We start from the raw sequence: 23,051 nt of genomic DNA on the forward strand, positions 1-23,051 counted from the left end.
TCCCAATGTGGGCGTTGGCTTGCCTGCGATGGCGGCCTGACAGCGTGTGATGTAGAGACTTTGCCAATCGAAGACGAAAAAAAACCGGCTGATCAGGCCGGTTTGGGGTGTCCCGCCAACAGTGCGGGGTTATACGTGGGTGCTCAGCAGACGCTCGGCACCCCCTTCAGCGAGACCACGTTCCTGCAAGCGATCAGCACCGCCTTCAGCCAGACCACGTTCCTGCAAGCGATCAGCACCGCCTTCAGCCAGGCCACGTTCCTGCAAGCGATCAGCGCCGCCTTCAGCCAGACCACGTTCTTGCAGGCGATCCGCGCCACCTTCGGCAACACGGGTTTCTATCAGGCGATCCGCGCCGCCTTCAGCGACAACCGGGTGGGCAAAAGCGTTTGCAGCGAGTACCGAGAAAGCGAGGCTAAGCAGGATTTGGCGTTTCATGATGGTGTGCTCCGAGTATTTAAGTTGGGTGCCGTTTGGCATGGGTTTGATGTTACGCGTTGCATTTTTTAAGAGAACTTCATTGCGCTGATGGTGACTATCGATGCCAACGATGGTCCCGCTGGCGGGACCATCACTGCGACCGTCATGGCATTTGCGGCAGTTCGTTGGGGCGCAGGTCAAACACCAGCACTTCGGCGTCTTCGCCATGGCTCAAGCGGATCTGGCGTTCGTCCCGTACGCGTACACCGTCGCCTTCCTGCAAGCGCTGGCCGTTAAGCTCAATGCTGCCGCGCGCCACATGGATGTAGGCGTAGCGATCCGGTGCCAGTTCCAGGCGGGCACTTTCGTCAGCGTCGAACAGGCCGGCATACACCCGTGCGTCCTGGCGCACTTTCAGCGAACCGTTGGCACCCTCTGGCGAGATGATCAACTGCAAGCGCCCACGTTTTTGCGCTTCAGTGAAATGCTCTTGCTGATAGCGCGGTTTGGCGCCGGCTTCGTTGGGCACGATCCAGATTTGCAGGAAGTGCACGCCGTGACGCTGGCTGTGGTTGAACTCGCTGTGGGCCACGCCGCTGCCCGCGCTCATCAGTTGCACATCGCCGGGGCGGATCACCGAGCCGGTGCCCAGGGTGTCTTTGTGCTCCAGCGCACCTTCGAGCACGTAGGAGAAGATCTCCATGTCGCGGTGCGGGTGCTGGCCGAAGCCTTTGCCTGCGGCGACGCGGTCATCATTGATCACCAGCAGGTCGGAAAAACCCTGTTCCTTGGGGTTCCAGTAGTTGGCGAATGAGAAGGTATGAAACGACTTCAACCAACCGTGATTGGCGGCGCCGCGTTCGGAAGCTTTGCGAAGGGTCAGCATGGTCCAGTCCTCAAGTGAGCGCGGGCTGCGAGATGCAGGGCGCTTGCGTTGAGAAGAAGGTTAATGGTTAACGAATGATTGATTAAGAAGATGAAAATAGAATAACTGTCGCTTTCAGGTTGACAGTTAAAGTCGTGCCATAATGCTCGCCGCACTCCTTCTCGATGGACATTTCCCGCTTATGAAAACCGTGGCCATGGCGCTGTTCCCGGACTTCCTGCTGCTCGACATGGCCGGGCCGCTGGAAGTGTTTTCGATTGCCAACCGCTACCTGCCAGCGGCCGATCACTACCAGATCCTGACCATCGGCACTGAGCCCGGCCCGTTGCAGGCCTCCAATGGCGTGAGCGTGCAGACCGACCTGCTGTTGGAACAGGCCCAGGCGGCTTATGACTTGCTGTTGGTGCCGGGCGGCCCCGGCGCCTATAACGAATGCCACCCCGCGCTGTTGCCGTGGCTCAAAGCTGCGGCGCCACGGGCTCGGCGTATTGGCTCGATCTGCACCGGCGCTTTTGTGCTCGGCCACGCAGGCTTGCTCGACGGGCACCGCGTGACCACCCATTGGCACTACACCGAGCGGTTGATCAAGGCGTTTCCCAACGCCATCGTCGAAACCGACCGCATCTATTTGCAGGACGGGCGCCTGATCACCTCTGGGGGCGTCACTGCGGGTATCGACCTGGCCCTGTCGGTCGTTGCCCAGGACCATGGCAAGCAAGTGGCGGTGGACGTAGCCAAGGTGCTGCTGGTGGTGATGAAACGCCAGGGCGGCCAGGCCCAGTTCAGCCCGATGACTGCCGCCGTGGCGCCCCAGGAAACCCCGATCACCCGTGTGCAGAACCACGTCCTGGCGCATCTGGATCAACCCTTTACCATCGAGTCCATGGCTGAGTTGGCCGGGATGAGCGCGCGCCACTTTGCGCGGCTGTTCGCCAAGGACGTGCAGATGACGCCCATGGCGTTCCTGCAGGGCGCGCGTATCGACCGGGCCCGGCACCTGCTGGAAACCACCGACCTGCCGCTCAAGACCGTGGCCTTCCACGCCGGCTTTGGCAGCGTGCGGCATATGCGCTTTCTGTTCAGCGAAAAGCTCGGGCTGAACCCTACCCAATACCGACAACAGTTCAGTTAACGACACCCTGTCCGTCTCAGGCACCCGATTGTCCGTATTGCTCCCCGTGCCAGCATTGTCCTGTCATCGCCAACTGGCAAGATAGCGTCGAGCCCATGGAAAAGGATGCGCAGGCACTCAAGCACGGGTGTTTCAGCGCTGTGACGGACATGCAAAATGGTACGGCGGTGAGCTTTGGCCCCTACACCTTTCATCGGCAGCAGCGCCTGGTCAGCAAGGCGGGTTGGCCGGTGCCGCTGGGCGGGCGAGCCTTGGATATTCTCGCGGTACTGCTTGAAGCGCCCGGGCACTTCATCAGCAAGGCGACCTTGATCGAACGGGTGTGGCCCAACAGCGTCGTCGAGGACAGCAACCTGCGCGTGCACATCGCCGCGCTGCGTCGTGCGCTGGACGGCCAACGCTGGATCCTCAATCACCCCCAGCGCGGTTACTGCTTCGCTGCGCCTGCGCAGGACGCGCTGCCGACGCTGCTGCCTCAGCACAACCTGGCTGCACGGCTCAGCCCGGTGTGGGGGCGTGATGAACTGGTGGGCGTGCTGGCGCGACGGTTGGCCGCGCAGCGGTTGCTGACCCTCACCGGTGTGGCCGGCATTGGCAAGAGCACGCTGGCCCTGGCCCTGGCCGAGCGGGTATTGCCGCGTTATCGCGACGGCGTATGGTGGGTCGATATGGCCGCTGTGCAAGCGCCAAGCGAGCTGCTCGATAACCTGGCCAGGGTCTTGCTGTTGCATTCGGCGCCCGCCAGCCTCAACGAACTGGGCCGGCGTCTGGCATCGCGTCAGTTACTGCTGATACTCGATGGCGCCGACCTGCTGCTGGGCGCGTGTCGACAGCTACTGCGTGCGCTGCGTGAGATGGCGCCTGGCATCAGCGTGCTGATCACCAGTCGTGAAGCCTTGTTGGCCCCTGGCGAGTGGGTGGTGCGCGTGCCTCGGCTGGCGATGCCGGCGCCGTCGGCCAATGTCGAACAGGCGATGGCCTGTCCTGCGGTGCAACTGTTTGTGGCGCGCGCGCGTGCCAATCAGCAGGGGTTTGATTTGCGGCCTCAGGATGTGGCGCCGCTGCGCGACCTGTGTCGGCGCCTGGATGGCCTGCCGTTGGCCCTGGAATTGGCGGCGGCCCAGGTGGATGCGTTAGGCATCGGCGGTGTGCAGATGCAAGTACGCACGGGCTTGCAAGTGCTGGCCCGTGGGCGCCGCACGGCGGTGGCGCGCCATCGATCACTGACCGCGGCCCTGGATTGGAGCTACGAGCGCTTGAGCCTGCCGCAGTGCTGGCTGTTTCTGCAATTGAGTCTGTTCAAGATGGCAGTCACCTTACCCACCCTGAGTGACCTGGTGGCCGGTACCGAGCTCGAACATGCCGACCTGTCTTACCTGCTGGCGCGCCTGGTCAACGTCTCGCTGCTGAATGTCGAGCCCGGCCTGGGCCCGCCGCGCTATCGCCTGCTCAACTGCGTGCGCAGCTACGCCTTGGGGCAACTGCGGGACCCGCGCCAGGTCGAGCGTTTGCAACAAGGCTATGCGCCTTGCCTGGGCGCGTTCTCAGGCCGGCCGCTTGTCCTGCAACTCGTCGAGCAGGCAGCGCACGCGCAGTAGATCCCGGGTGGCGAAGCCTTCGCTGAAGCGTGCATGGATTGAACTGAGCAAGTCCCTGGCGAGCTGAATGCGCCCTTGCTGTTGCCACAGTAGCGCCAGGGATGCGCCGCAGCGTAGCTCCCAGGCCAGAGCGCCTTGCTGGTGCGCCAGGCCCAGCGCCTCCAGCAGCAGGGTTTGCGCGGCGTGCTCATCCTCTAGCTGCAAGGCGTACACCCGCAGAATCTCCGGGGCGCACCAGCCCGCAGCGCCACTGCGCGCGCGTTCCAGGGTTGGCACATCCACAGCATGGGTGCCGAAGGTGATCAAGGTGTCTTGGATCAGGCCCAGGCCCTGCCAATCCGGTTGGCCAAGAATACCGGCGTAATGCCCGGCCCAGGTCTGGAACAACTGCACAGAATGCTTGTGCGACTGCTCCAGCAACAGCCTTTGCAGGGCTTGGGCGTCGTCTTCGGCGCCGTTGTAGCGGGCGATCACCACTCCAGCCAGGGCCAGGGTGTAGCAGATCGAGGTGCCGTGGTTGATCTGTAGCGCAAGCTCCAGCGCCTGGCTGGCGGTGCGCCAGGCGCGCTCGGGAAAACCCTGTAACCACAGGATTCGCGCCAGCACGGTCAAGGAGGCGACGCTCTGGTCGTATTGCACGCCAACCCCGAGGGCAAAGCGGTTCACGTGACCACTTTGGGACATACGCTGCAGCACCTGCTCGGCGTGGTGCCTGGCAAGAGCCTGGTTCCCGGTGTAATGCTGGCCCAGCGCACGCAGCCGCTGGGCGCTCAGGTCCAGCAACGGCTCGGTGCGTGGGTCCAGGCGATCGAACTGCAGGCTCAGCTCCTGCGCAGGGCCATAGCGCCCGGCGCACAGGTTCACCGCCATCAGCCCGGAGACCGCGCGCAACTGGCCTGCACGGTCCTGGTGCATCTCGGCCAGGCGCGCAGCCCCCTCAAACGCCGCGATGGTCCGAGGCGCAGCGCCCATGGCGTGATAGGAGAGGCTGCCCAGCGCCAATTGCAGTTGCAGGGTCAATTGCGTGCAGGGCGCGCTGACCTGGCCGATCAGCGCCAGCGCCTGGTCCACATAGCCGCCGTGCTCACGCAGCAACGACAATTCTTGCCACAGCGGCATCGCGCTGACCGTCAGGCGGATAGCCAGCAACTGCGCACCGCCCTCGGCAAAGCCCCAGTCGAGGGCGGCACGCACGTCTTCGCGCAGCGGTGCGTAACGGTCGATCCACGGCTGTGTGGCGATCAAATCCCAATCGCCCTGGGCCTGTTCCATCAGTGCCAGGCAGCGGGCGGCGTGGCGCTCTCGCGTGGCATGCAGCTCGCAGGCTTGGCTGAGCTTTTCCAGGGCATAGGTGCGGGTGATGTCGAGCAGGCGATAGACCATCTCGTCATCGCTGGCCTCCACATTCAACAACGACTTGGCCACCAGTTGCGTAATCGAGCCCAGCACTTCGGCGGGGGCCACCTGCTCTCCGGCGATTACCGCCGCTGCGCTGGCCAGGCTGAAGCCGCCACGAAAGACCGCCAGGCGGCGCAGGCAGATTTGTTCGCACGCGGTGAGCAGGTCAAAGCTCCAATCGAGCGTGGCGCGCAGGGTCTGCTGGCGAGGCAGGGCACTGCGTCGCCCACGGGTCAGCAGGCGAAAGTTGTCTTCCATCTGCACCAGCAGGCCCGGCAAGCCAAACCGTTCGATTTGCGCGGCCACCAGTTCTATCGCCAGGGGAATGCCGTCCAGGCGCTGGCAGATATCAATCGCCAGGGGCAGTTCAGCGTCGCTGAGGGCAAAGCTTTCCTGGTGGGACATGGCGCGCTCGATCAGCAATTGCATGGCCGGGTAACCCAGGGCCTGGGCGCGGTTGCCGGTGGCGGGCGGGCAGGCCAGCGGTTCAAGGCGCTGCACATGCTCACCTTCGGCGCGCAGGGCTTCGCGGCTGGTGGTGAGGATGTGCAGGTGCGGTGCATGGCGCAACAGGGTTTCACTGATGAGGGCAATGTCGTCGAGCAGGTGCTCGCAGTTGTCGATCACCAGCAGCATCTGGCGTGCCTGCAGGTTGCGGGCGAGGCTGGCCAGGGACGCATTCTCGCCCGGCGTCAGGCCGAGCAGGGCGGCCAGGTTGGGCAGGATCATGGACGCTGCACTGAGCGGCGCCAGGTCCAGCAGGTGAATACCGTCGCGGTAATGCCCAATCAGCAATTCCGCGACGCGCAGGGCGACGGTGGTCTTGCCGATGCCACCGGCGCCGGTCAGCGTGATGAAGCGTTGCTGCGGCAGTTGTTGTACCAGGGCGTCGATCAGCGCTTGGCGGCCGATCATGCGTGTGCGGCGCAAGGGCAGGTTATGGCTGGGGCGTTGGGGCGCGCCGTCGGTGGGCAGCGTCATGGGTTCGATGCTCAGTGGCGCAACAAAACTGTAGCCGCGCTGGGCGACCGTGACGATATAACGCTGCCCGGCCTGGCCGTCCCCCAGTGCCTTGCGCAACGCCGCCATGTGCACCCGCAGGTTGCCGTCTTCCACCACGCTTTTGGGCCAGACCCGCGCGATCAACTCCTGTTTGCTCACCACATTGCCGGCGTGCTCCAGCAGGATCAGCAGAATGTCCACCGCCCGCCGCCCCAGGCGCAGCGGCCGGCCGGCCTCAAGCACCAGGCGTTGGCGCGGGTGGATGCGGTAGGGGCCGAAATGCACGGCCTGGTCGCTCAAGTCATTCATGGCTGCCCAGGTTCTGGAGGAAGGAAGCGGCCAGCATATTCCAGGTACGTGCAGACCACTAGGCAGCGATCACATCAGGTTTGCTACGCGAGTGGTGGTTTCGCCAGGTCATCGGGTTGACGCCTTCGCTGCGGGTGAACATATGGCAAAAGTGCGCCTGGTCGCAAAAGCCACATTCCAGGCTGATCTGCGTGAGGCTCAGGGACGAGCCGGTAATCAATTCCTTGGCGCGCTGGATGCGTTGCTGGCGAATCCATTCCTGGGGCGACAGCCCGGTGGTGCACTTGAAGGCGCGGGAAAAATGGCTGCGCGACAAGGCGCAGGCCTGGGCCAGGTCGGCAATCGCCAGGCTTTCGCCGAGGTTGGCGAGGATCAGTTGCTTGGCGATACGCTCACGCCGGGGGCACAGGCCGCCGGTGGGAGATAACCGGGGGGCATATTGCTCGAGTCGGGCCATGACAAATATCCGCAGTCGATGGGAACGTTCCCGGTGGATGGGTGCAGTGTAGACGCGCTTTATCTTGTTGCCCGAGTGCCTGGCTGACGAGTTAATCGTTGTTAATTTCGCCAGGTGCGGTGCTGGAAAAGACAGCACAGCTATGCAATCCCAGGCGTGCAGTGCATGCTTCCCTGGCCCTCTGGAAAACGTTTGGATAGCACCCATGAACCGCAACGATCTGCGCCGCGTCGATATGAACCTGCTGGTGATTTTCGAAGCCTTGATGTTCGAGAAAAACCTGACCCGGGTCGCCGAAAAACTGTTTATCGGCCAACCGGCAGTGAGCGCTGCATTGGGCCGCTTGCGCGATTTGTTCGATGACCCGTTGCTGCTGCGCAACGGCCGTGCCATGGAACCCACGGCGCGTGCACTGGCGATACTCAAGGAGCTGCAACCGGCCATGGACACCATCTCGGGCGCCGTCAGCCGTGCCAAGGATTTCGACCCCTCCACCAGCTGCGCGGTGTTTCGCATCGGTTTGTCCGATGATGCGGAGTTCGGGCTGTTTCCGTCGTTACTCAGCCGCCTGCGCGAAGAAGCGCCGGGCATCATTGTGGTGGTGCGCCGGGCCAATTACCTGTTGATGCCTTCGCTGCTGGCCAGCGGAGAAATTTCCGTGGGGGTCAGCTACACCACCGACCTGCCGGCCAATGCCAAGCGCAAGAAGCTGCGCGATATCCCCTGCAAGGTCCTGCGCGGGGATGACGGCGAGGCGCCGCTGACCCTGGATGATTACTGCGCAAGGCCCCATGCGATGGTGTCGTTCTCTGGCGACCTGAGCGGCAATATCGACCTGGACCTGGCCCGCATCGGCCGCTCGCGTCGGGTGGTGCTGGCGGTGCCGCAGTTCAGTGGGTTGCGGGCGTTGCTGGCGGGGACGCAGATTATCGCGACCGTGCCCGATTACGCCGCGTGCGCATTGACCGAAGGCACACGCCTGCGCGCCGAGGACCCGCCGTTTGCGATTGATGCGGCGGAGCTGTCGATGGTGTGGAGCGGGGTGCATGACAACGACCCGGCGGAGCGTTGGTTGAGGGGCAGGATTGCGGAGCATATGGCGCGGGACGTGTGATGGAGCTGACTCCTCTCCACCTGACACCTCACAGGGCTATGTACTGCCCGCAGAATCAGCGCCAGACGAAGTCCTTGTGGGAGCGGGCTTGCCCGCGAAGGCGGCCTGATGGTCGACACAGTTATACCGAGTACATGCCCCCACCACTCGGCTCCCCGCCTGCGTTCGGCCAGCGTGGTTTAACGGGGCGCCTGAGATCAAGCTCAAAAGCAGCTCGCTTACGCGGGAGAAAAGGCCGTAGGTTTAATCGCCTACTCAATGCATCTTGCTATGGTCCATTTTGCTATGGTCCATGCCATCCAACCCACGGGCTGTCGCTTTCACTTCGACAGCCTGCTTTTCCCCCTTGGCATCTTGCACCGTCAGGGTCAGCGGTACCTGGTCGCCTTCCTTGATCTGGCCGGTCAGGCCCATCAGCATCACGTGGTAGCCGTTCGGGTCGAGCTTGACGGTTTTGCCGGCAGGCAGGGCCACCGAGTCCACTGGGCCCATGCGCATCACGTCGTCCTTCATGCTCATCTCATGAATCTGTACGTCTTTGGCGACCGGCGAGGCGACGCTCAGCAGTTTGCTGTCGCTGTCGGCGGTGAGGGTCATGAAGGCGCCGCTGGAAGGCTGGCCGGGTACGGAAGCGCGTACCCAGGCGTCGGTTACTTGTACTTGGGCGCTGGCGTGGGCGGCGAGGCCCAGCAGGGTGAGGCCGAGGGTGAGACGCTTGAGGTGTTGAACGGCAGTCATTAGCAGACCTCCATGACGGTGAGCAGATCTTCTGCGCACTCTTGAGCGGTAAGGGATGCCTGCAAGCCAAGGCGCAGGTTGCCACGGGTGTCGAACACGAAACTGGTGGCGGTGTGGGAGAGGGTATAGGTGTCGCCGGCGGGGATCTTTTCATAAAAGATCCCGAACTCCTTGGCGGCCACGGCGATTTCTTCCGGGGTGCCGTAGAGCGCTTCGAAGCTGGGGTCGAAGGCCTTGACGTAATTGTTGAGAATCTCGGGGGTGTCGCGCTCGGGGTCCAGGGTGATAAACACCACCTGCATGATCTTGCCATCGCGGCCCATCAGTTTCTTGGCTTGGGCGGCGCGGGCCAGGGCGGTCGGGCAGACGGCCGGGCACTGGGTGAAGCCGAAGAACACCACCGGCATCAGGCCGCGGTACGAGCTCAGGGTGACGGTTTCGCCGTCGGTGTTCTTGAGCTTGAAGGTACGGCCCATGATCTTGTCACTGAGGTCCTTGCCGTACTTGAAGTTCAGCTTGGGGCTGTAGTCACAGCCGCCCAGCAGGCTGCCCAGGCCCAATAGGCCCATGCCGGTCAGCACTTTGCGGCGGGTGAATAACGTACTCATCAACTGTGCATCCTGTGAAACGCCTGTAGGGCCGTGGAGCTGCTCCGCCAGGCTTTGAAAAGGAGTAACGAGAAGGGGACAGAGTCTAGCAACCCTGGCCGGTGCGCGTAATCTGCGACGTTCTGCCACAGGGGCGCGGCGCATTTCGTCCTTTTATGGCTTCGGTGGTAGAGTCGCCGCCATGAAATTGCGCCACTCTGACCGCTCACTGATCGCCTGGGCCCTGTACTTCTGCGTGCTGATGAACCTGTTCGCCTGCGGTTTGGGGCATGGCCAGATGATGGGGCAGCAGCTCAACGGCATCGGCGGGCTGTTCTGTTCGGTGGACGGCGGGCAGTCGCCCATTTCCGACAAAGGGTTGGCAAACCCGTCTTCCAGCAACATCTCGAACTACTTTGCCTGCCCGGTGTGCAACGCGGTTACCGTCGCCCTGGTGTTCCTGATCGGCCTGGCCTGGCTGCTCGGTCTTACGCAAACCCCACGTGTCGCCCATGAGCGGCGCAACAAGGCGCCTCCGCGCTATTCCTGGCCCTCGGCCAACCCCCGCGCTTCTCCCGCATCCTGACGTGTGCCTTGGGCTTCCTGTGACCAGGAGGCATTCTCTCGTCACGATTGTGAGAACACGCTATGAACCCTCAATTGCCTGCCGGCGCCAGCCGCCTGGTCAGTAAGGCGTCGCGGCGCCTGCGTGCGCAACCGGCGCTGCCTGATTACCCGAGTAATTCGCGCTGCTTCGTGCACCTGGATGCACGCCTGCTGCCTCACTGGCATACCTTGTTCGACATCTGTCCGGCGTTGCTCAAGCTCGACCCACCGGAGGGCTTGAACCTGTTTCGCGCCTTCATGACCTGGGCCTATCGCAACCAGCCGCCGCTGGACTGGACCTACCATCTGAACGTATGCCGCTGGTTGCTGAGTTCGGCGTACCGCACACAGATTGATGAGGAACCGATCGAAGCCTTCATGGCCGCCGCTGCTGCGCGCTGGGTGCTGACGGACGACAGCCCGTCGGCAGGCATTGTCCTGAGCTGGCGCGATTGCACGCTGTTCGACTGGAAGCATCACCCTTCGATAGCCGCGCCGCGACCGGCATTGCCGCCGCCCGCCTGGGATTTTGCCTGGTGCCCGCTGGATGCCCAAGGCGCTTTCAGCGGTTGGCTGCCCGTGCCATGAAGCGCCGCGTCCGGTAAGCCTCACGACACCCTCGGAAGCGCCGCACACGGCGCAGCGTGCGGGGCCCGCAGGCTGGCACCGACTTGATGACTAGGCTCTAGGCTTCTTTGGTTTTCAGGTCATCAGGTTATGTCTTCTTTGCATCACAACACGCCCACGCTGACGGTGGTCGACCCGCGAGGGTTGGCCGTGCGCAGCGTGGCGTACCCTCGCAATACCGCGCAGCAATCACCCACCGCGCAGGTCACGCGGCAGGTGTTCGACGCTCGCGGCCTGTTGCAGCAACAGTGGGACCCCAGGTTGTTTGAGTTGCACGCTGCCGACCCCGACGTGCCGCCCAATCTGTCTCATCGTTATAGTTTGGGCGGGCAAGTGCTGAGCACCGACAGCGTGGATGCGGGCCGTCAGACGCGCTTGCTCGGCAGTGGCGGCCAGGTCGTGCAACAGTGGGACAGTCGAGGCACGCGCCAGCGGTTCGAATACGACCCGTTGCTGCGCCCCGTGGCGGTATTCGAGCGCACGGAGGAGGTGGCGGTTGAACGCTGTGTCGAGCGCATGAGCTACGCGGGCATGACGTCTACGGAGGCGGCGCGCAATCGTTGTGGGCGCATGATTCGTCACGATGACCCGGCAGGCACTTTGCTCGTTGAGCGCTACGACGTGCAAGGCAACATCACCGAGCAAACCCGGCGCCTTTGCACGTCGCACACCGCGCCCGACTGGCCGCTGCCCATGAGTGAGCGGGATGCACAGTTGCAAGCCCAGACCTTCACCACCACTTGGCAGCACGATGCGCTGGGGCAACGTCTGGAGCAGGTCGACGCGCGCGGCAATCGCCAGCAATCTCAATACGGTGTCGACGGCCAATTGACGAAAAGCGAGATTCTGTTCAAAAGCGGAGCGCGCAAGACCCTGGTGGATCAACGCAGCGTCAACGCCTCGGGCCAGGTGTTGAGCGAACGCCTGGGTAATGGCGTGGTCAGCGTTGCCGAGTATTCGGACACCCATGGACGTTTGACACGCTTGAGCGCCCACCTCAAGGATTCGGCAGGCAAGCGCCTGCAAGACCTCTTCTATAGCTACGACCGGGTCGGCAATGTGTTGCGCATCCGCGATGCGGCGCAGCCGACCCGCTGGGCCAGCAACGTGCAGGTGGAGGCAGTAAGCACATTCGAATACGACAGCCTGTCGCGATTGATCAAGGCCACTGGCCGTGAAAACGCGCGCAATACTGGCGCATCCGCACTGCCGGGCCGAATCACGTTCGGCGCCACAGACGACAGTCTCTGGGGCAGCTACACCCGCCACTATGCCTACGACTCGGCCGGTAATCTGACGCAGATGCGCCATGTGCCCAGCACCGGCAGCGGTTATACCCAACGGATGCAGGTGGGCGAACACAGTAATCACAGCGTGATTGCCCGCGAGGGCGCAAAGGCGCCGGGCCTGGGTAACGGCTTTGACCAACGTGGCAATCTCCAGGCTCTGGCGCCTGGTCAGGCATTGACCTGGAATGGGCGCAACCAGTTGGTTCGCGTCGCGCAGGTGTTGCGTGACAATGGCGAACATGACGATGAGGTGTATCTGTACGACGGCGCCGGCCAGCGAGTCATCAAGCGTCGCGTGGCACATGGCAAGACGCAGACTCACACCCATGAAGTGCTTTATCTGCCAGGGCTGGAGCTGCATCGCCACGGGCCGGATGGCGAGTGGTTGAACGTGGTGCTCGCTCCGGGCGGGCGCCATTCGGTCAGAGCGCTGCAGTGGGAGCAGCAGCGCCCCGAGGAGATGCGGGACGAGCAACTGCGGTTCAGCCTCGACGACCATTTGGGCAGCGGCACCCTGGAGCTGGACGAGGCAGCCGGCCTGTTGAGCCAGGAAAGTTATTACCCTTTCGGCGCAACCGCCTGGTGGGCGGCAAAAAGCGCCTTGGAGGCGAACTATAAAACCCGACGTTATTCGGGCAAGGAGCGCGACGCCAGCGGGTTGTATTACTACGGCTTCAGGTACTACGCGCCGTGGTTGTTGCGGTGGATCAGCGCTGACCCGGCGGGGGATGTGGATGGGTTGAACCTGTATACGATGGTGGGGAACAACCCCATGGGTTATGTAGACGAAGACGGTTTGCAGCGCCGCTCGATGCTGGAGGTGGTGACGGTTCTGCTCCTGGTGTTGTTGATCGGGCATGGGATTGGTATAGAGGTTGGATACAGGGTTGAGCTGGCTTACTTTGGGCTGATTTCAGGAGTGGTGGGTGTCGCCTTTTACGCGCATCAACGGCTCAGCACTACTGAAGTTCGGCGCAGAGCGTTTTATGCGCAGTCCGCATTGGCCGGTGCGCAAGAGCTGGGCCATCGGCATGGCGCTACCGAACATGAAGTCAGCGAGTTGGCGGACTTTTTCCTGGAACACCGACTGGCCACCGCAGACACTAAGCGCCTGTCCTACGGACTGACGCCGGCAGCGCGGGGCGGGCTCTATGGGTACATTGGGCCCACCGAGCACCGGGAGCAGGCTGAAATAGCCTCACAAACGGAGCGTAACCCTAGTTTTACGCTTGCGAGGTTGGGGTTTGTCGGGATAGAACTTCGTGCCCCGGCACGCAAGGTGGGCGCCGGCCCGCTTCCTGCGGCTGGGCTGACCCACACCGAAGTACAACCGCAAACCAGGGTCACGAGCGTGGGTCGCCGAGGCTCCGCTTCTGAAGAGCCCGCCGCGCCACCGGTAAGCTCAGGACCTTCCTCCGGGCTGGAACCTGAGCGACTCGTGATTGACGTTGAGCCTGTTCTCAATGAGCTGCGTGGCGTAGGGGGAGGGATTATCAGGAATGTGATCAACCGCCTGGAAGCCCGCACCCTGGACTTTCATACCGGGCATGCCATGGCGGGCGGGCAGAATGTCCGTAGTTTTGACTTGCCGGGCTATCGCGGGCAGCGCGGTCGTGGCGCCTATCGAGTGATGATTCAGCACATCAGCGGGCTCAATTATCGGGCGGTCAGGGTGATGAACCCTCACCGCCGTTAATACGCTTAACGTCAGCCCAAAGAGCACGGGCCGTGTAACGGCCCGGCTCTGTTGTCAGTCCGGCGCGTGCGTGTCGTTTTCGTCCTCAGCGATGCTGTACCAGGCGCAGTAGGTCTGGCGCCGTGTGTCGCCGTTGGCATTGACCACGCGCACCGGGCGTCCCAACGCGTCATGAAAATGTTGCTCGCTGGGGCGCAAGGTGTTGAAGGCCGCATCGTCGATATAGCCAGCACGGTCGGCAAAGTAAGGTCGCCAGGTGCGCGCCAGGCAACCTTGATTGTCATACTCCACACGGCCGCTGATCCGCCAACGGCGAGTGGCGTCGATTGGCTCGGCACCCGCGCTCAACATACCGGCGTCATCGACTGCAAAGGCCGGGCCTGGTTGCGCCTTTTCCTGGGTTTGCCGCACGCGGCCAAAGCCGTCGCTGAAGGCGAGAGCGACCTGAATCTGCGGGGTTGGCGACGTGCCTTGCCAACGGTCGGCGTGCAGTACCACGGCGTGCACCGGCACTTGCCTGGCCGCCTGAATCAGGCGCTTGAGGGTTTGATGATGGGGGAGCGCAGCGCTCAGGCTGTTCAGGCGTGCCAACGCCGAGGCACGAATGTGCCCGCTGGGCAGCAGGTAACCGTTGCTTACCCATTGCGCCTGGATGCTGGCGGGTGGAATGTGCCCCATCCAACTGAACACGTCGTAGAAACACGCGCTTTGAGCGTTGAACAACGCCGCTTTCGGATCAGCCAGGGCCTGCGCCGGGCCCGTATCGGGCGTGCGGATGAAGGGCGTTTGGGCGTCATGGCCGACGGGCTTTCCTTGCTCCTCTCCCTTGAGGCCGGTCGCCAGCAACTGCCCGTGGGCGTCGTAGTGCGCGTAGCGTTGCGTACGCTGTGCGTCAGTCACCGTCACCGGCAGGCCAAGACGGTAGTCGTACTGCGCCTGGGTCGTGCAGCCGTCCGCCAATTGCACCTTGATGATGTACAGCCCATAGCGGTCGTACTCGGACTGCGTGAACCCATGGCTCAGGCTCGCCTGATGCCGACGAGGCCGATAGAACATTTCAGCCTGGCCGTAACGGGTGTACCCCTGGCCGAGCGACCACAGGGTGATAGCCTCGTCCTGCCCGGGGGCCGGTGACAGGAACGCGGCCATGGCCCGATAGTGCTGTGCACTCAGCGTGGCAGCGACAGGGCGGCCCTCATACACCTCCAGCGCTTGCTGATCGAGTTCGGCTGTCTCGATATAGGCGGGCAGCGCCTGAAAACTTGCGGTGCCGGCCGGCAAGGGGGCGGTGTGCTCCGCCACGCAGTAATGCTGCACCGACAGCCCCCCCAGCTTGCGTTCGGCCGCTGTTCCCAGTGGAGCGGACGGGCCCTGCGCAATGAAGTGTTCATAGCTTATTTTTTCAATTGCTAACGCCTCTTTGCTCAGGACCAGCACGTTGCGTCGTTGCTGGTACGGCAAGTGCAAGCGCCAGCGCTGCGCGGCGTCAAGGTGAATGAAGCGGGCGCGGGTTTCGTTGAGGTAATACGCCTGCTGCGCCGAATCATGCGCGTCACGCCACCACTGCTGCTCGTGGGCCGGCCCCGGCGGTGGGGCGTCGCTGGCTGTCTTGCGACGGGCATAGTCGACCACCACGCTGTGCAGATTGCCGGCGTAGCGGTCCCAGTGCAGATTGAGGATGTGCCGACAGCACGGGTCGTGCGGTTGGCGCTCGTAGCGACAGGTCAGCGACTCCAGCAACAGTGGCAGCAGCACCGCCGGTTCGCCGGCCTTGGCCGACGGGCTTAGTTGGCGTATTAGATAGCGCTGTTGCTGCACCGAATACGGCACTGCCTGTGGTGGCGCATCGGCGGCGGCATACACCTCTTCACGCAGCAGGCTACCCGCCAATGCACGCTGCATCGCGCGGCGGGTGGTTGCGCCGGGCGTAGCGATCAGCGTATCTCCTGTGCGCCCGGCCTCCAACTGGCCCAGCAGGGTTGGCCCCAGCGCGGGCGCCTGCGGGTCGCCCGGGTAAAAAGCCTCCTGCGAGGGCTCAAAGGTGTGGAACCAGCGTTTGGTCAACACCCCAGGCGGCGCATCGGCCCTAGGAGGTTGTTCGGTGTGCAACACCAGGCCAAAGCCGATGAACTGGCGTTCCTCACGGTCGTAGCAGGCTTGCCGGTAACGAAAATACTGGGTGGAGCGGTTACGGCTGACCAGATCCTTTTGCTGTTGCCGCTTGACCACCTGTACCGGGAACGCAAGGCTACTGCCTCGAGGCACTCCCAGGGTTTGCCCGTGCTGTTTTTCGTCGAGCCATTCCTGGGCGCTGCTGCGGTAGCTCAGTTGGGTGGTGGCCCCCCGGTTGTTGAGCGTGGCGGTTAACAAATACGGTTTGAGACTGACGAAGTCATACCGCCAGTGCTGGGGTGTCATGTGCGGCACGCTCAGGATCAGGCTGGAACAGCCCAGGCCTTGAAGGTCGGCAAAGCTGACCTGGCATGTCGCGTCATGGCGCACGCCCTCGGGCCAACGCAGTGTCAGTGGCTCCGATGCCAGCCCGCTGCCGGCGCGGTTCATATAGATCTGTATGTGTTCAGGCGCCAGGTAAATCAGGTCCACCGCGCCTGAGCCGTCCAGGTCGGCGAGGCGAATATGCTCGGCATCGAAGCTGGCGTGGTCGAATGCCAGCGTGGCGAAGACAAACCCTTTGCCGAAGCGCCCACGGCCGAGGTTGGGCCAGCACTTGATTTCGTTATGGCGGATACGCACCAGGTGTTGTTGGCCGCTGCCCAGGGGGTCGCAAAAGGCGATCAATTCGGCCGGCGAATGGCTGAGGGGGGGCAGCCCCTCATCGTCGGGCGTATGGCGCACCTGCTGGCCCGGATCAAACCCGCCGTCCTGGCGTTGAGCGTACAGGCGCACGCTGCGGCTGCCGATCAGAACCAGGTCCAGCCTTCCGCTGCCCATCAGGTCGGCCAGTTGCCCGTGGGGATGGAAAAACTCCTGGGGCATCGCCGCAAAAGGCACGAAACCCGACCATTGCCGCTGCGAGTCGAGGCTGAAAAAACCGCTCAGCCCTGGTTGCGCCACCACCCATTCCAGATGCCCATCGCCGTCAAGATCCGCCAGTGCCTGGCGCGTGGCTTGGGCGGTATCGGCGAGGGGGATGCGTGGCAGGGCCTGCCATGGACCATAGATCAGCGCGTTGCTGCTGGCCCGGCCGGGGGCCCTGAGCGGCTCGCGGTAGTACCAGCTTTTATCGGTGCGGTGCAGGATGCCCGGCAAACCGTCGCGGTACAGGTCGACCAGTTGATAACGCTGCCCATCGTTGACGCCCGCCATGGCGTCGAACGCTTGGTATCGCGCGGCGTCCAGCGTCGGCATGAAGGCGCTGTAGGCCAGTTCCAGGGGCGGCCAGGCACTGGCGTTCCCTTGGGCGTCAAAGGCCTGGTTGTGCACGGCGTTCAGGCAACTGCCGATGGCGTGGCGATGGGTGTACTCCAGCAACAGACGCCGCGTCAGCACCGGCTCGGCGCCCAGGCTCGGCTCGTCGGGGAAGTAATGAAACATCAGCACTTGCTGGCACCGCCGCAGGGTGCCGAGTTCAAAGCCATAGGCATAACTGCTGATCGGGTCGTTGCGGACCGGCCAGGCGTGTTGTTCGGCATAGGTCGGCACTTGGCTCAGGCCAGCGTCGCGTTCGCCATAATCCAGCAGCAGTTCGAAGTGCCATTGCTTGTCAGCGAGGGCGTCCGCGCGCCACAGCGCCAGGTGCTCAAGGGGCTTGAGGTTGCCGTAGCACACCCGCGCCAGATAACGCTGGGCGCGATAGTCCCTGGTGGCGCTTGGTGGCTGGTCGTCGTGTTTGTAGTGGTAATAGATCTGCTCACCCAGCGGGTTGAGGCTTTCCTGCAACAGCCATTGGGCAACACGTAGGCCGTCGTTCGGGTCTGCACAGCGCGCGATCAGGGTCTTGCCGAACAGGTGCACGCAGCCGTCGGCCCCCTGAACCAACCAGAACCCGGCCTTGTCGCTGTCGCAAGACCAATGCTCGATACGGTCGAAGCGCGCTTCTATCACCGGAAAATAGCGCACCACTCGGTGGGGTTCGTCCAGGACCAGGCCGTTATAGTGGTCCCAGGTCGTGGCCTGAATTTCGCCGTCGGCAGCACGCTCAGGGATCATGTCGATGCCTTGGGGGCTGATGAAGCGGTCGTCATCACCGTAGGCCGGTACGCCTTTGCGGGTATCACGGCTGATGGCGCCTGCCGACATCGCCCAGCCGAGGCCGAAGGGCCCGTTGCCTTGGGCGCTGCGATAACCCAGGCTCAGGGCCGGCGTGAAGCCACGGCCCGGCGAAATGGGCAAGGGCACCTCCAGGCACGCCTCACCCCGTGTGCCCACGGCGCCCCATTGCGCGCCGGGGCCCTGGATGGCGCCACCGCCCTTGGGCAGCGCAGGAATCTTCGGTTCCAAGAGTTCGGGCGGCTGCACGCTCATCGTTGACCTCCGGTGTTTTTAGCGGTGTAGCGCAGGTGCACGATGATATCGGTGAGGGATTCGAGTAGAGCATTTTGCCGGGCATGGTTGGGAAAGGTCAGTTGCCAGGTGGAGATCGCTCCTGTGTATTCGAACGGCAGGTAACGCTCGTCGCTGTCGAAGTTCAAGGTGAACAAGCCGCTGTCGTTGAGCCCGCTGGACAGGGCGATTTGCTGTTTGGCGCGCAGGTCTTTTTTTACCGCAGCGTCGGTGTGTCTGGCCGCGGGGGTGAGGTACGTGGTATTGGCGGTTTGGGTCAGGATGGCTTTGATGTCTTCATAGGGGCCCAGCGTGGCGGGCAGGGACACACTGACGTGCTTGATACGCCGCAGGTAATGGCCTGGGTAGTCGTCGTCAAACAGCTTGAGGGTCAGTTCAAAGGTCAAGGCGCCGGTTTTTAGCAGGTCGGCTTTAAGCGCGGCCCAGGGCATGTCGCGCGTGGCCACAGGGTCTTGGCTGTGCAGATGGCGCAACGACACGGTTTTAGTGATTTCCAGCAAACGTTCGTTGTGGGTGAGGTAGGCGTTACTCATGCTCAGTAGGTTTTGCTTGAGCGCTTCCCCGGCGCTGAAGCCGCGATATTGATGGGTCCAGCGCTGGGTTTGAATGAAGTGCTTGTCCCACTGAGCCCGTTCTTCCTGCCAACAGGCCTCGGCCGCCAGGCACAGCGACAGGCTCGAGTCATAGGCTTGGTAGTAGAAAGTGGAAAGTTGGCCATTGAGCCATTGATACAGTTGGGCGTTGGTAAAGCGTTTGCCGAGCTGGTCGTACAGGCTTCGTGCTTGGGCCAGGCTGGTCTGGGCCAGGCCCAGTTGCAAGCGGGTATGGGCTTGCTGTTCGGTGTAAGCCTGCAGCTGGGCGTCGACCTGGGCCAGCTCAAGGCGTGCCTGTTCCAACGAATGGGCCCACTCGGCGGCGCGTCGGGCAAACAGGTCGGTGCGGTCCAGGTGGGCAGCGTTGGCGCGCTTGTCATTGGCAATGCCTTGGGCCGTCGCGTGCAGGGCGTGAAAAGCGCCCTCGTAGCGCACGCCGCCGTTGGAGGTGCCAAAAATATTCGGTATCAGCATCGCCAGCCCCGCGCCGGCTTGTGCCACGGCGGCGGCGGTGTCCCAGCGCGCACTGTCCTGGTACTCCTGGGTGGCCTGGGCCTCGGCCGGGCTGATGCCTCGCTTGAGCTGCTGTTCGAAGAACGTCACCCGCGCTTCGACCATGCGGCGTCCTGCCAGCAGCGCTTGCTGGTTCCTCGCATCGAACTGTACGGCCTGGGCCTGTTGCTCGACGGCCAGCCTCGCCAAGTCCCAGGCTTGCTGCTGCTGGGTTTCCAGGTACTGGGCCTGCTCTTTGCGTTCGAACAACGACAGTAAGGTCGCCCCCAACTGGATCAGGTTGTCGACCGCTTGCAAGGCGTGTCCCAGCAATACTTGGAAGCGGTAGTGCGCGGCCTGGGCGGTGCGCAGCGACGGGCGCAGGCTGGCGCCGACCGAACCTTGCTGGTACGCGGCAAGCAGCGTTTGAGGCGTCAGGGTCGCGGCGTACAGCGGCAGGCTCAAGGGTTTGCCGGTCAGGTCCAGGTGATGGCGCAGGTTGTGCAGGCGAGATTCGATTTTGTCCCAGCGCAGCAGCAGATCAGGGCTCAGGGATCGACACAGCCGCGAGGTGCCCGCAGGTACTGTCGTGCTGTCGAGCGTGGAAGGGTTTTGCAGTTTGTCCAGGGTCGTGGCTGCCCAGGGATCGACCGGGTTGAGCGGCGGTCTTGGCCCGAGCAAGCCCTTGGCGCGGATGTACCACAACTTGGCGTCGGCCAGGCCGTCACGGGTCATTTGCCGGTACGCTGCATCCCCGCGATTGAGCAGGATGTCGACGTACAACAGGTACAGCGCCTGACGAAAATGTACCGCGCTGCTTGTCGCCAATGGGTGGGGCAGGGCAGAGGCGTTGTGGCGTTGTGGCGCACTGGTAAGCAGCGCAGGCAGGCGCCAGAACCCGGATGGGTGTACGGGATCGAACACGTAGCGTATCCACGTTTCGGCCTCGGCGTATTGCTGCTCCTGGTTCAGGCGTTGTGCCAACAGCCAGGGCAGGTAAAGAAACAACTCCCAGTAATAGGTGCCATGGGGGCCGTGGAAGTCCAGTGGACTGGGCTTTTCCTCGCCTGGCAATGGCGGCTCGCGCCAGGCATCCGGGGCCAAGGCAAACAGCTCATGCAAACCTGCGCCCGCGGTTTTTGCCAGCAGCCCGGCCACGCAGGTGTTGGTGCGTATGGGCGCTCGTTTGTTTTCAGGCTTATCGATCGACTCGATCGTGGACCCGTCGAAGTCAATGAATTCTGCCGCGCCATAGGGCGGGGTTGCGAGTCGCCGGATAAACGGAGCCAGTGGAATGATGGGGGTGCTGTTATCGGGCGGCAGGGTGAAGGTCGCGGTTTTCAGCGCGTAGCCCAGGATGATGGGGTCGGGGTAATGCACATCGCTTTCCAGCAGCAAGACGCCGTGAATCAGCGTCAATGTGGAAGCCGTCGTATCAGTGAAGTCCTCGTCGTAGGGGTGTAAGGTCGTGGGGGAGAGTTCGATCTGCGCCTCAAGCGTGTGCGTTTCGGAGAGTTCAGTGAACGTGTCGCGCAGGGTGCGCCGAGAAGCGTCTGCCAGGCCGACGAGTACCGTGTTATTGCGGTGAGGGCTTTCCGGTAAAGCGCTGTGTCCTTGTTTGGGATACATCAACACGGGTTTGTACAGGCGTTGTTTCTGCTGGACCTGGACCTTGTCCAGTACTAAGTCGTAGGCATGGCTGCTGGTCTGCGCCTGATTGTTGTAGAACGACAGGGTGACGGTATAGGTGGCGTCTGGCGTATTGAAAAAATAGTCGAAGGCTTCTTGGCTAATGCGTTGGTCGCGCAGATTGAATGTCGTGCTTTTCGGGTTTTCTTCATCTTTTTCAATTTGCGGCAGGGTAAAGGTCGTCGGCTGATTCGCAGCATTTTTTATAAGTTGGGCATAGCTGACGCCGGTCTCATTGCACTTGAGGGTCAAGTCGATGCGCACGTTGGAGAAGGTTGCCAGCTTGGCGCCCTCCAGGAAAATCTCGGCGGTGGGGCCTAACGCCAGCGTCTCGTTCTGGGCAGGACCGCTGCTGCTGAGGGTGATGGTCAAATTGACCAGTGCGTCTGCCTTGCTGAACCTGACAGTGCGGTGCGGTTCGAAGCGTTTCGCCAGGCGGGTGGTGACCTCCAGTACTGACGTTGTTCGGTTGAACCGAATATCGCTCTCAGCCGAAAGACTGCGGATATGCTGTTGATTGTCTTCGTAGTTCCAGCCATGGGTGGTGCCATGGGGCGCGTCGTTGGTCAGGGAGTGGACTTTGACCTGGACCGTGTCGGGCGCCCTGAATTGAAATCTGGCCCTGTTGTGGTGCCCGAACAGGGCCAGGTAGCGCCCGGCCAGTTCAGCCTCTTTATGCCAGTAGAACATCCGCCGAGTGCTGCCCTGGGTTTCAAGCCAATGGACGTTGAAGTGCTGATCCAGCCGTACCGCTTGAAAGAAATGCCGATGCACGCCGTTGTGCGGGGAAGCCGTTTGATGGTTCGGCTGTGCGCTCAGGCCCAGGAACAGTGACGGCGGTTGGCTTTTTGAATCGAGTACGGCGATGGACGCAGTGGCGCTCATCAGGTCTTCCGAGCTCAAGTCATCCAGGCCCTGTGCCAGGCTGTATTCCTGAATGCAGGCCTGCGGCACGCTCCAACTGTCATCCAGTTTTTTATAGGAAAAGTACAAGCGCAACTGTAGATAGGTGGTCTTTATCCGGGTTTCCAGCCGTTGCTGGTATTCCTTCTCCGATTCAACATCACCGCGCCCGATCCGGGTGATGTCCCTCGACGACGACGTCGGGTTGATGCATTGGGCCCACACCACGAAGAGGCGCCCGTTGAACACCACCGGGCGAATCGTCTGTTCGGGGACGTTATCGTCAATCGACAGCGGGATCTTTTGCCAGGAGGACCAGGCTGGCGGAGTGGTCGCGTCGCCCGAGGCCATTTTCAGCGTGCGCCAGTAATAGGTGTTTTCCGAACTGGGCTTGCCGGTGAAGTAATAAGTGCTGCTGGCGAAGCTGTCTTTATCACCGTCGATATAACCATTGAGGGTCTTGATGTTGGCAAGTGCTTCGAAGCGGCTGAGGTAACTGTGGACGGCTGTCTGCAGCGGCGCAGGCTCGATGCGAAATTGGTTGAGCTGGTTCTCCAGTTGCCTGAAGTTGTCGCTTTTGTCATGGCGCAATGTAGGGCTCAGGTAGGTGGCCGGGTAGTGCTGAAGTTGCTGGTGGGCACGCCACAGTGAATAGGACAGCAACTGGTCTCGCCACTCGATCTGCTCGACAGCGCTCATGCCCTGTTCGTCGTAGCCGGGCTCCAGGCCCAGGTAAATGCCAGTGATGTACTGCTGCAGGCTGGCAATGGCGCTGGCGACACGGGTGGTGGGCACCGTATGGCGGACCTGGGGGTCGAGCAGCCAATAGGTATAGACATCGTCGACGGTCTTGACGGTATCGGCCACTGCCGTGTCTTCAGGCAGCACGCTGTTGAGGTAGAACCCCAGCATCGCGTCGCGCAGGTGTTCGTTGAGGTGTTGGGTGAGGGTGTCAGACATGGTCATTCCTTGAACCAGGCGAAATACAACG

Annotated in this window: 14 protein-coding genes; 6 read left to right on the plus strand and 8 right to left on the minus strand. The window is 62.6% G+C overall.

What is annotated here, in order from left to right:
• Positions 1-129: 129 nt before the first annotated feature.
• Positions 130-438 (minus strand): hypothetical protein, encoded by a 309-nt coding sequence (locus tag BT199_RS04845; protein WP_072434039.1) that lies wholly within the window; start codon positions 436-438, stop codon positions 130-132.
• A gap of 145 nt (positions 439-583) precedes the next feature.
• Positions 584-1,306: a pirin family protein gene (locus tag BT199_RS04850; RefSeq protein WP_014718809.1), complete on the minus strand. Its 723-nt coding sequence runs from the start codon at positions 1,304-1,306 to the stop codon at positions 584-586.
• Between the two features lie 181 nt (positions 1,307-1,487).
• Between BT199_RS04850 and BT199_RS04855 the strand changes: the two genes are divergently transcribed.
• Positions 1,488-2,438, plus strand: coding sequence for a GlxA family transcriptional regulator (locus tag BT199_RS04855; protein ID WP_019816841.1), 951 nt, complete (start codon positions 1,488-1,490; stop codon positions 2,436-2,438).
• A gap of 95 nt (positions 2,439-2,533) precedes the next feature.
• The gene (locus tag BT199_RS04860) at positions 2,534-4,036 is read left to right on the plus strand and encodes an ATP-binding protein (protein WP_014718807.1); all 1,503 of its coding nucleotides are present in this window, start codon (positions 2,534-2,536) and stop codon (positions 4,034-4,036) included.
• Here the strand turns inward: BT199_RS04860 and BT199_RS04865 are convergent.
• Both BT199_RS04865 and BT199_RS04870 read right to left on the minus strand, forming a co-directional pair.
• Positions 3,983-6,745, minus strand: a complete 2,763-nt coding sequence (locus BT199_RS04865; RefSeq protein ID WP_014718806.1) for an ATP-binding protein — start codon at positions 6,743-6,745, stop codon at positions 3,983-3,985. The two genes, BT199_RS04860 and BT199_RS04865, sit on opposite strands and share 54 nt — an antisense overlap.
• A gap of 58 nt (positions 6,746-6,803) precedes the next feature.
• Positions 6,804-7,202 (minus strand): helix-turn-helix domain-containing protein, encoded by a 399-nt coding sequence (locus BT199_RS04870; protein ID WP_014718805.1) that lies wholly within the window; start codon positions 7,200-7,202, stop codon positions 6,804-6,806.
• Between the two features lie 205 nt (positions 7,203-7,407).
• Here BT199_RS04870 and BT199_RS04875 point away from each other — a divergent pair, with 205 nt between their 5' ends.
• Entirely contained in the window at positions 7,408-8,316 is a 909-nt protein-coding gene (locus tag BT199_RS04875) for a LysR family transcriptional regulator (protein WP_014718804.1), read from the plus strand.
• Between the two features lie 255 nt (positions 8,317-8,571).
• On the opposite strand, the gene BT199_RS04880 is transcribed toward BT199_RS04875, so the two are convergent.
• Together BT199_RS04880 and BT199_RS04885 are read right to left on the minus strand one after the other, a co-directional pair.
• Entirely contained in the window at positions 8,572-9,054 is a 483-nt protein-coding gene (locus BT199_RS04880; protein WP_014718803.1) for a copper chaperone PCu(A)C, read from the minus strand.
• Positions 9,054-9,662 carry an SCO family protein gene (locus BT199_RS04885; protein WP_003191741.1) on the minus strand — a complete coding sequence of 203 codons (609 nt, stop codon included), beginning with the start codon at positions 9,660-9,662 and terminating at the stop codon, positions 9,054-9,056. Before BT199_RS04885 ends, BT199_RS04880 begins: the two co-directional genes overlap by 1 nt.
• 181 nt (positions 9,663-9,843) lie before the next feature.
• Here BT199_RS04885 and BT199_RS04890 point away from each other — a divergent pair, with 181 nt between their 5' ends.
• From BT199_RS04890 to BT199_RS04900, 3 genes are all read left to right on the plus strand, one after another.
• The gene (locus BT199_RS04890) at positions 9,844-10,227 is read left to right on the plus strand and encodes a DUF2946 domain-containing protein (protein WP_003191740.1); all 384 of its coding nucleotides are present in this window, start codon (positions 9,844-9,846) and stop codon (positions 10,225-10,227) included.
• Between the two features lie 62 nt (positions 10,228-10,289).
• Positions 10,290-10,835 carry a putative natural product biosynthesis protein gene (locus BT199_RS04895; protein WP_014718802.1) on the plus strand — a complete coding sequence of 182 codons (546 nt, stop codon included), beginning with the start codon at positions 10,290-10,292 and terminating at the stop codon, positions 10,833-10,835.
• Between the two features lie 129 nt (positions 10,836-10,964).
• Positions 10,965-13,859, plus strand: coding sequence for an RHS repeat-associated core domain-containing protein (locus tag BT199_RS04900; RefSeq protein WP_072434040.1), 2,895 nt, complete (start codon positions 10,965-10,967; stop codon positions 13,857-13,859).
• Between the two features lie 54 nt (positions 13,860-13,913).
• Here BT199_RS04900 and BT199_RS04905 read toward each other — a convergent pair whose 3' ends face one another.
• Both BT199_RS04905 and BT199_RS04910 read right to left on the minus strand, forming a co-directional pair.
• On the minus strand, positions 13,914-18,344 hold the full coding sequence (locus BT199_RS04905) for a SpvB/TcaC N-terminal domain-containing protein (protein ID WP_072434041.1): 4,431 nt from the start codon (positions 18,342-18,344) through the stop codon (positions 13,914-13,916).
• Positions 18,341-23,020, minus strand: a complete 4,680-nt coding sequence (locus tag BT199_RS04910) for a Tc toxin subunit A-related protein (protein WP_072434042.1) — start codon at positions 23,018-23,020, stop codon at positions 18,341-18,343. Before BT199_RS04910 ends, BT199_RS04905 begins: the two co-directional genes overlap by 4 nt.
• Positions 23,021-23,051: the final 31 nt, after the last annotated feature.

The sequence above is a fragment of the Pseudomonas sp. NFR02 genome, assembly GCF_900119375.1.
Lineage (GTDB): Bacteria > Pseudomonadota > Gammaproteobacteria > Pseudomonadales > Pseudomonadaceae > Aquipseudomonas > Aquipseudomonas paracarnis.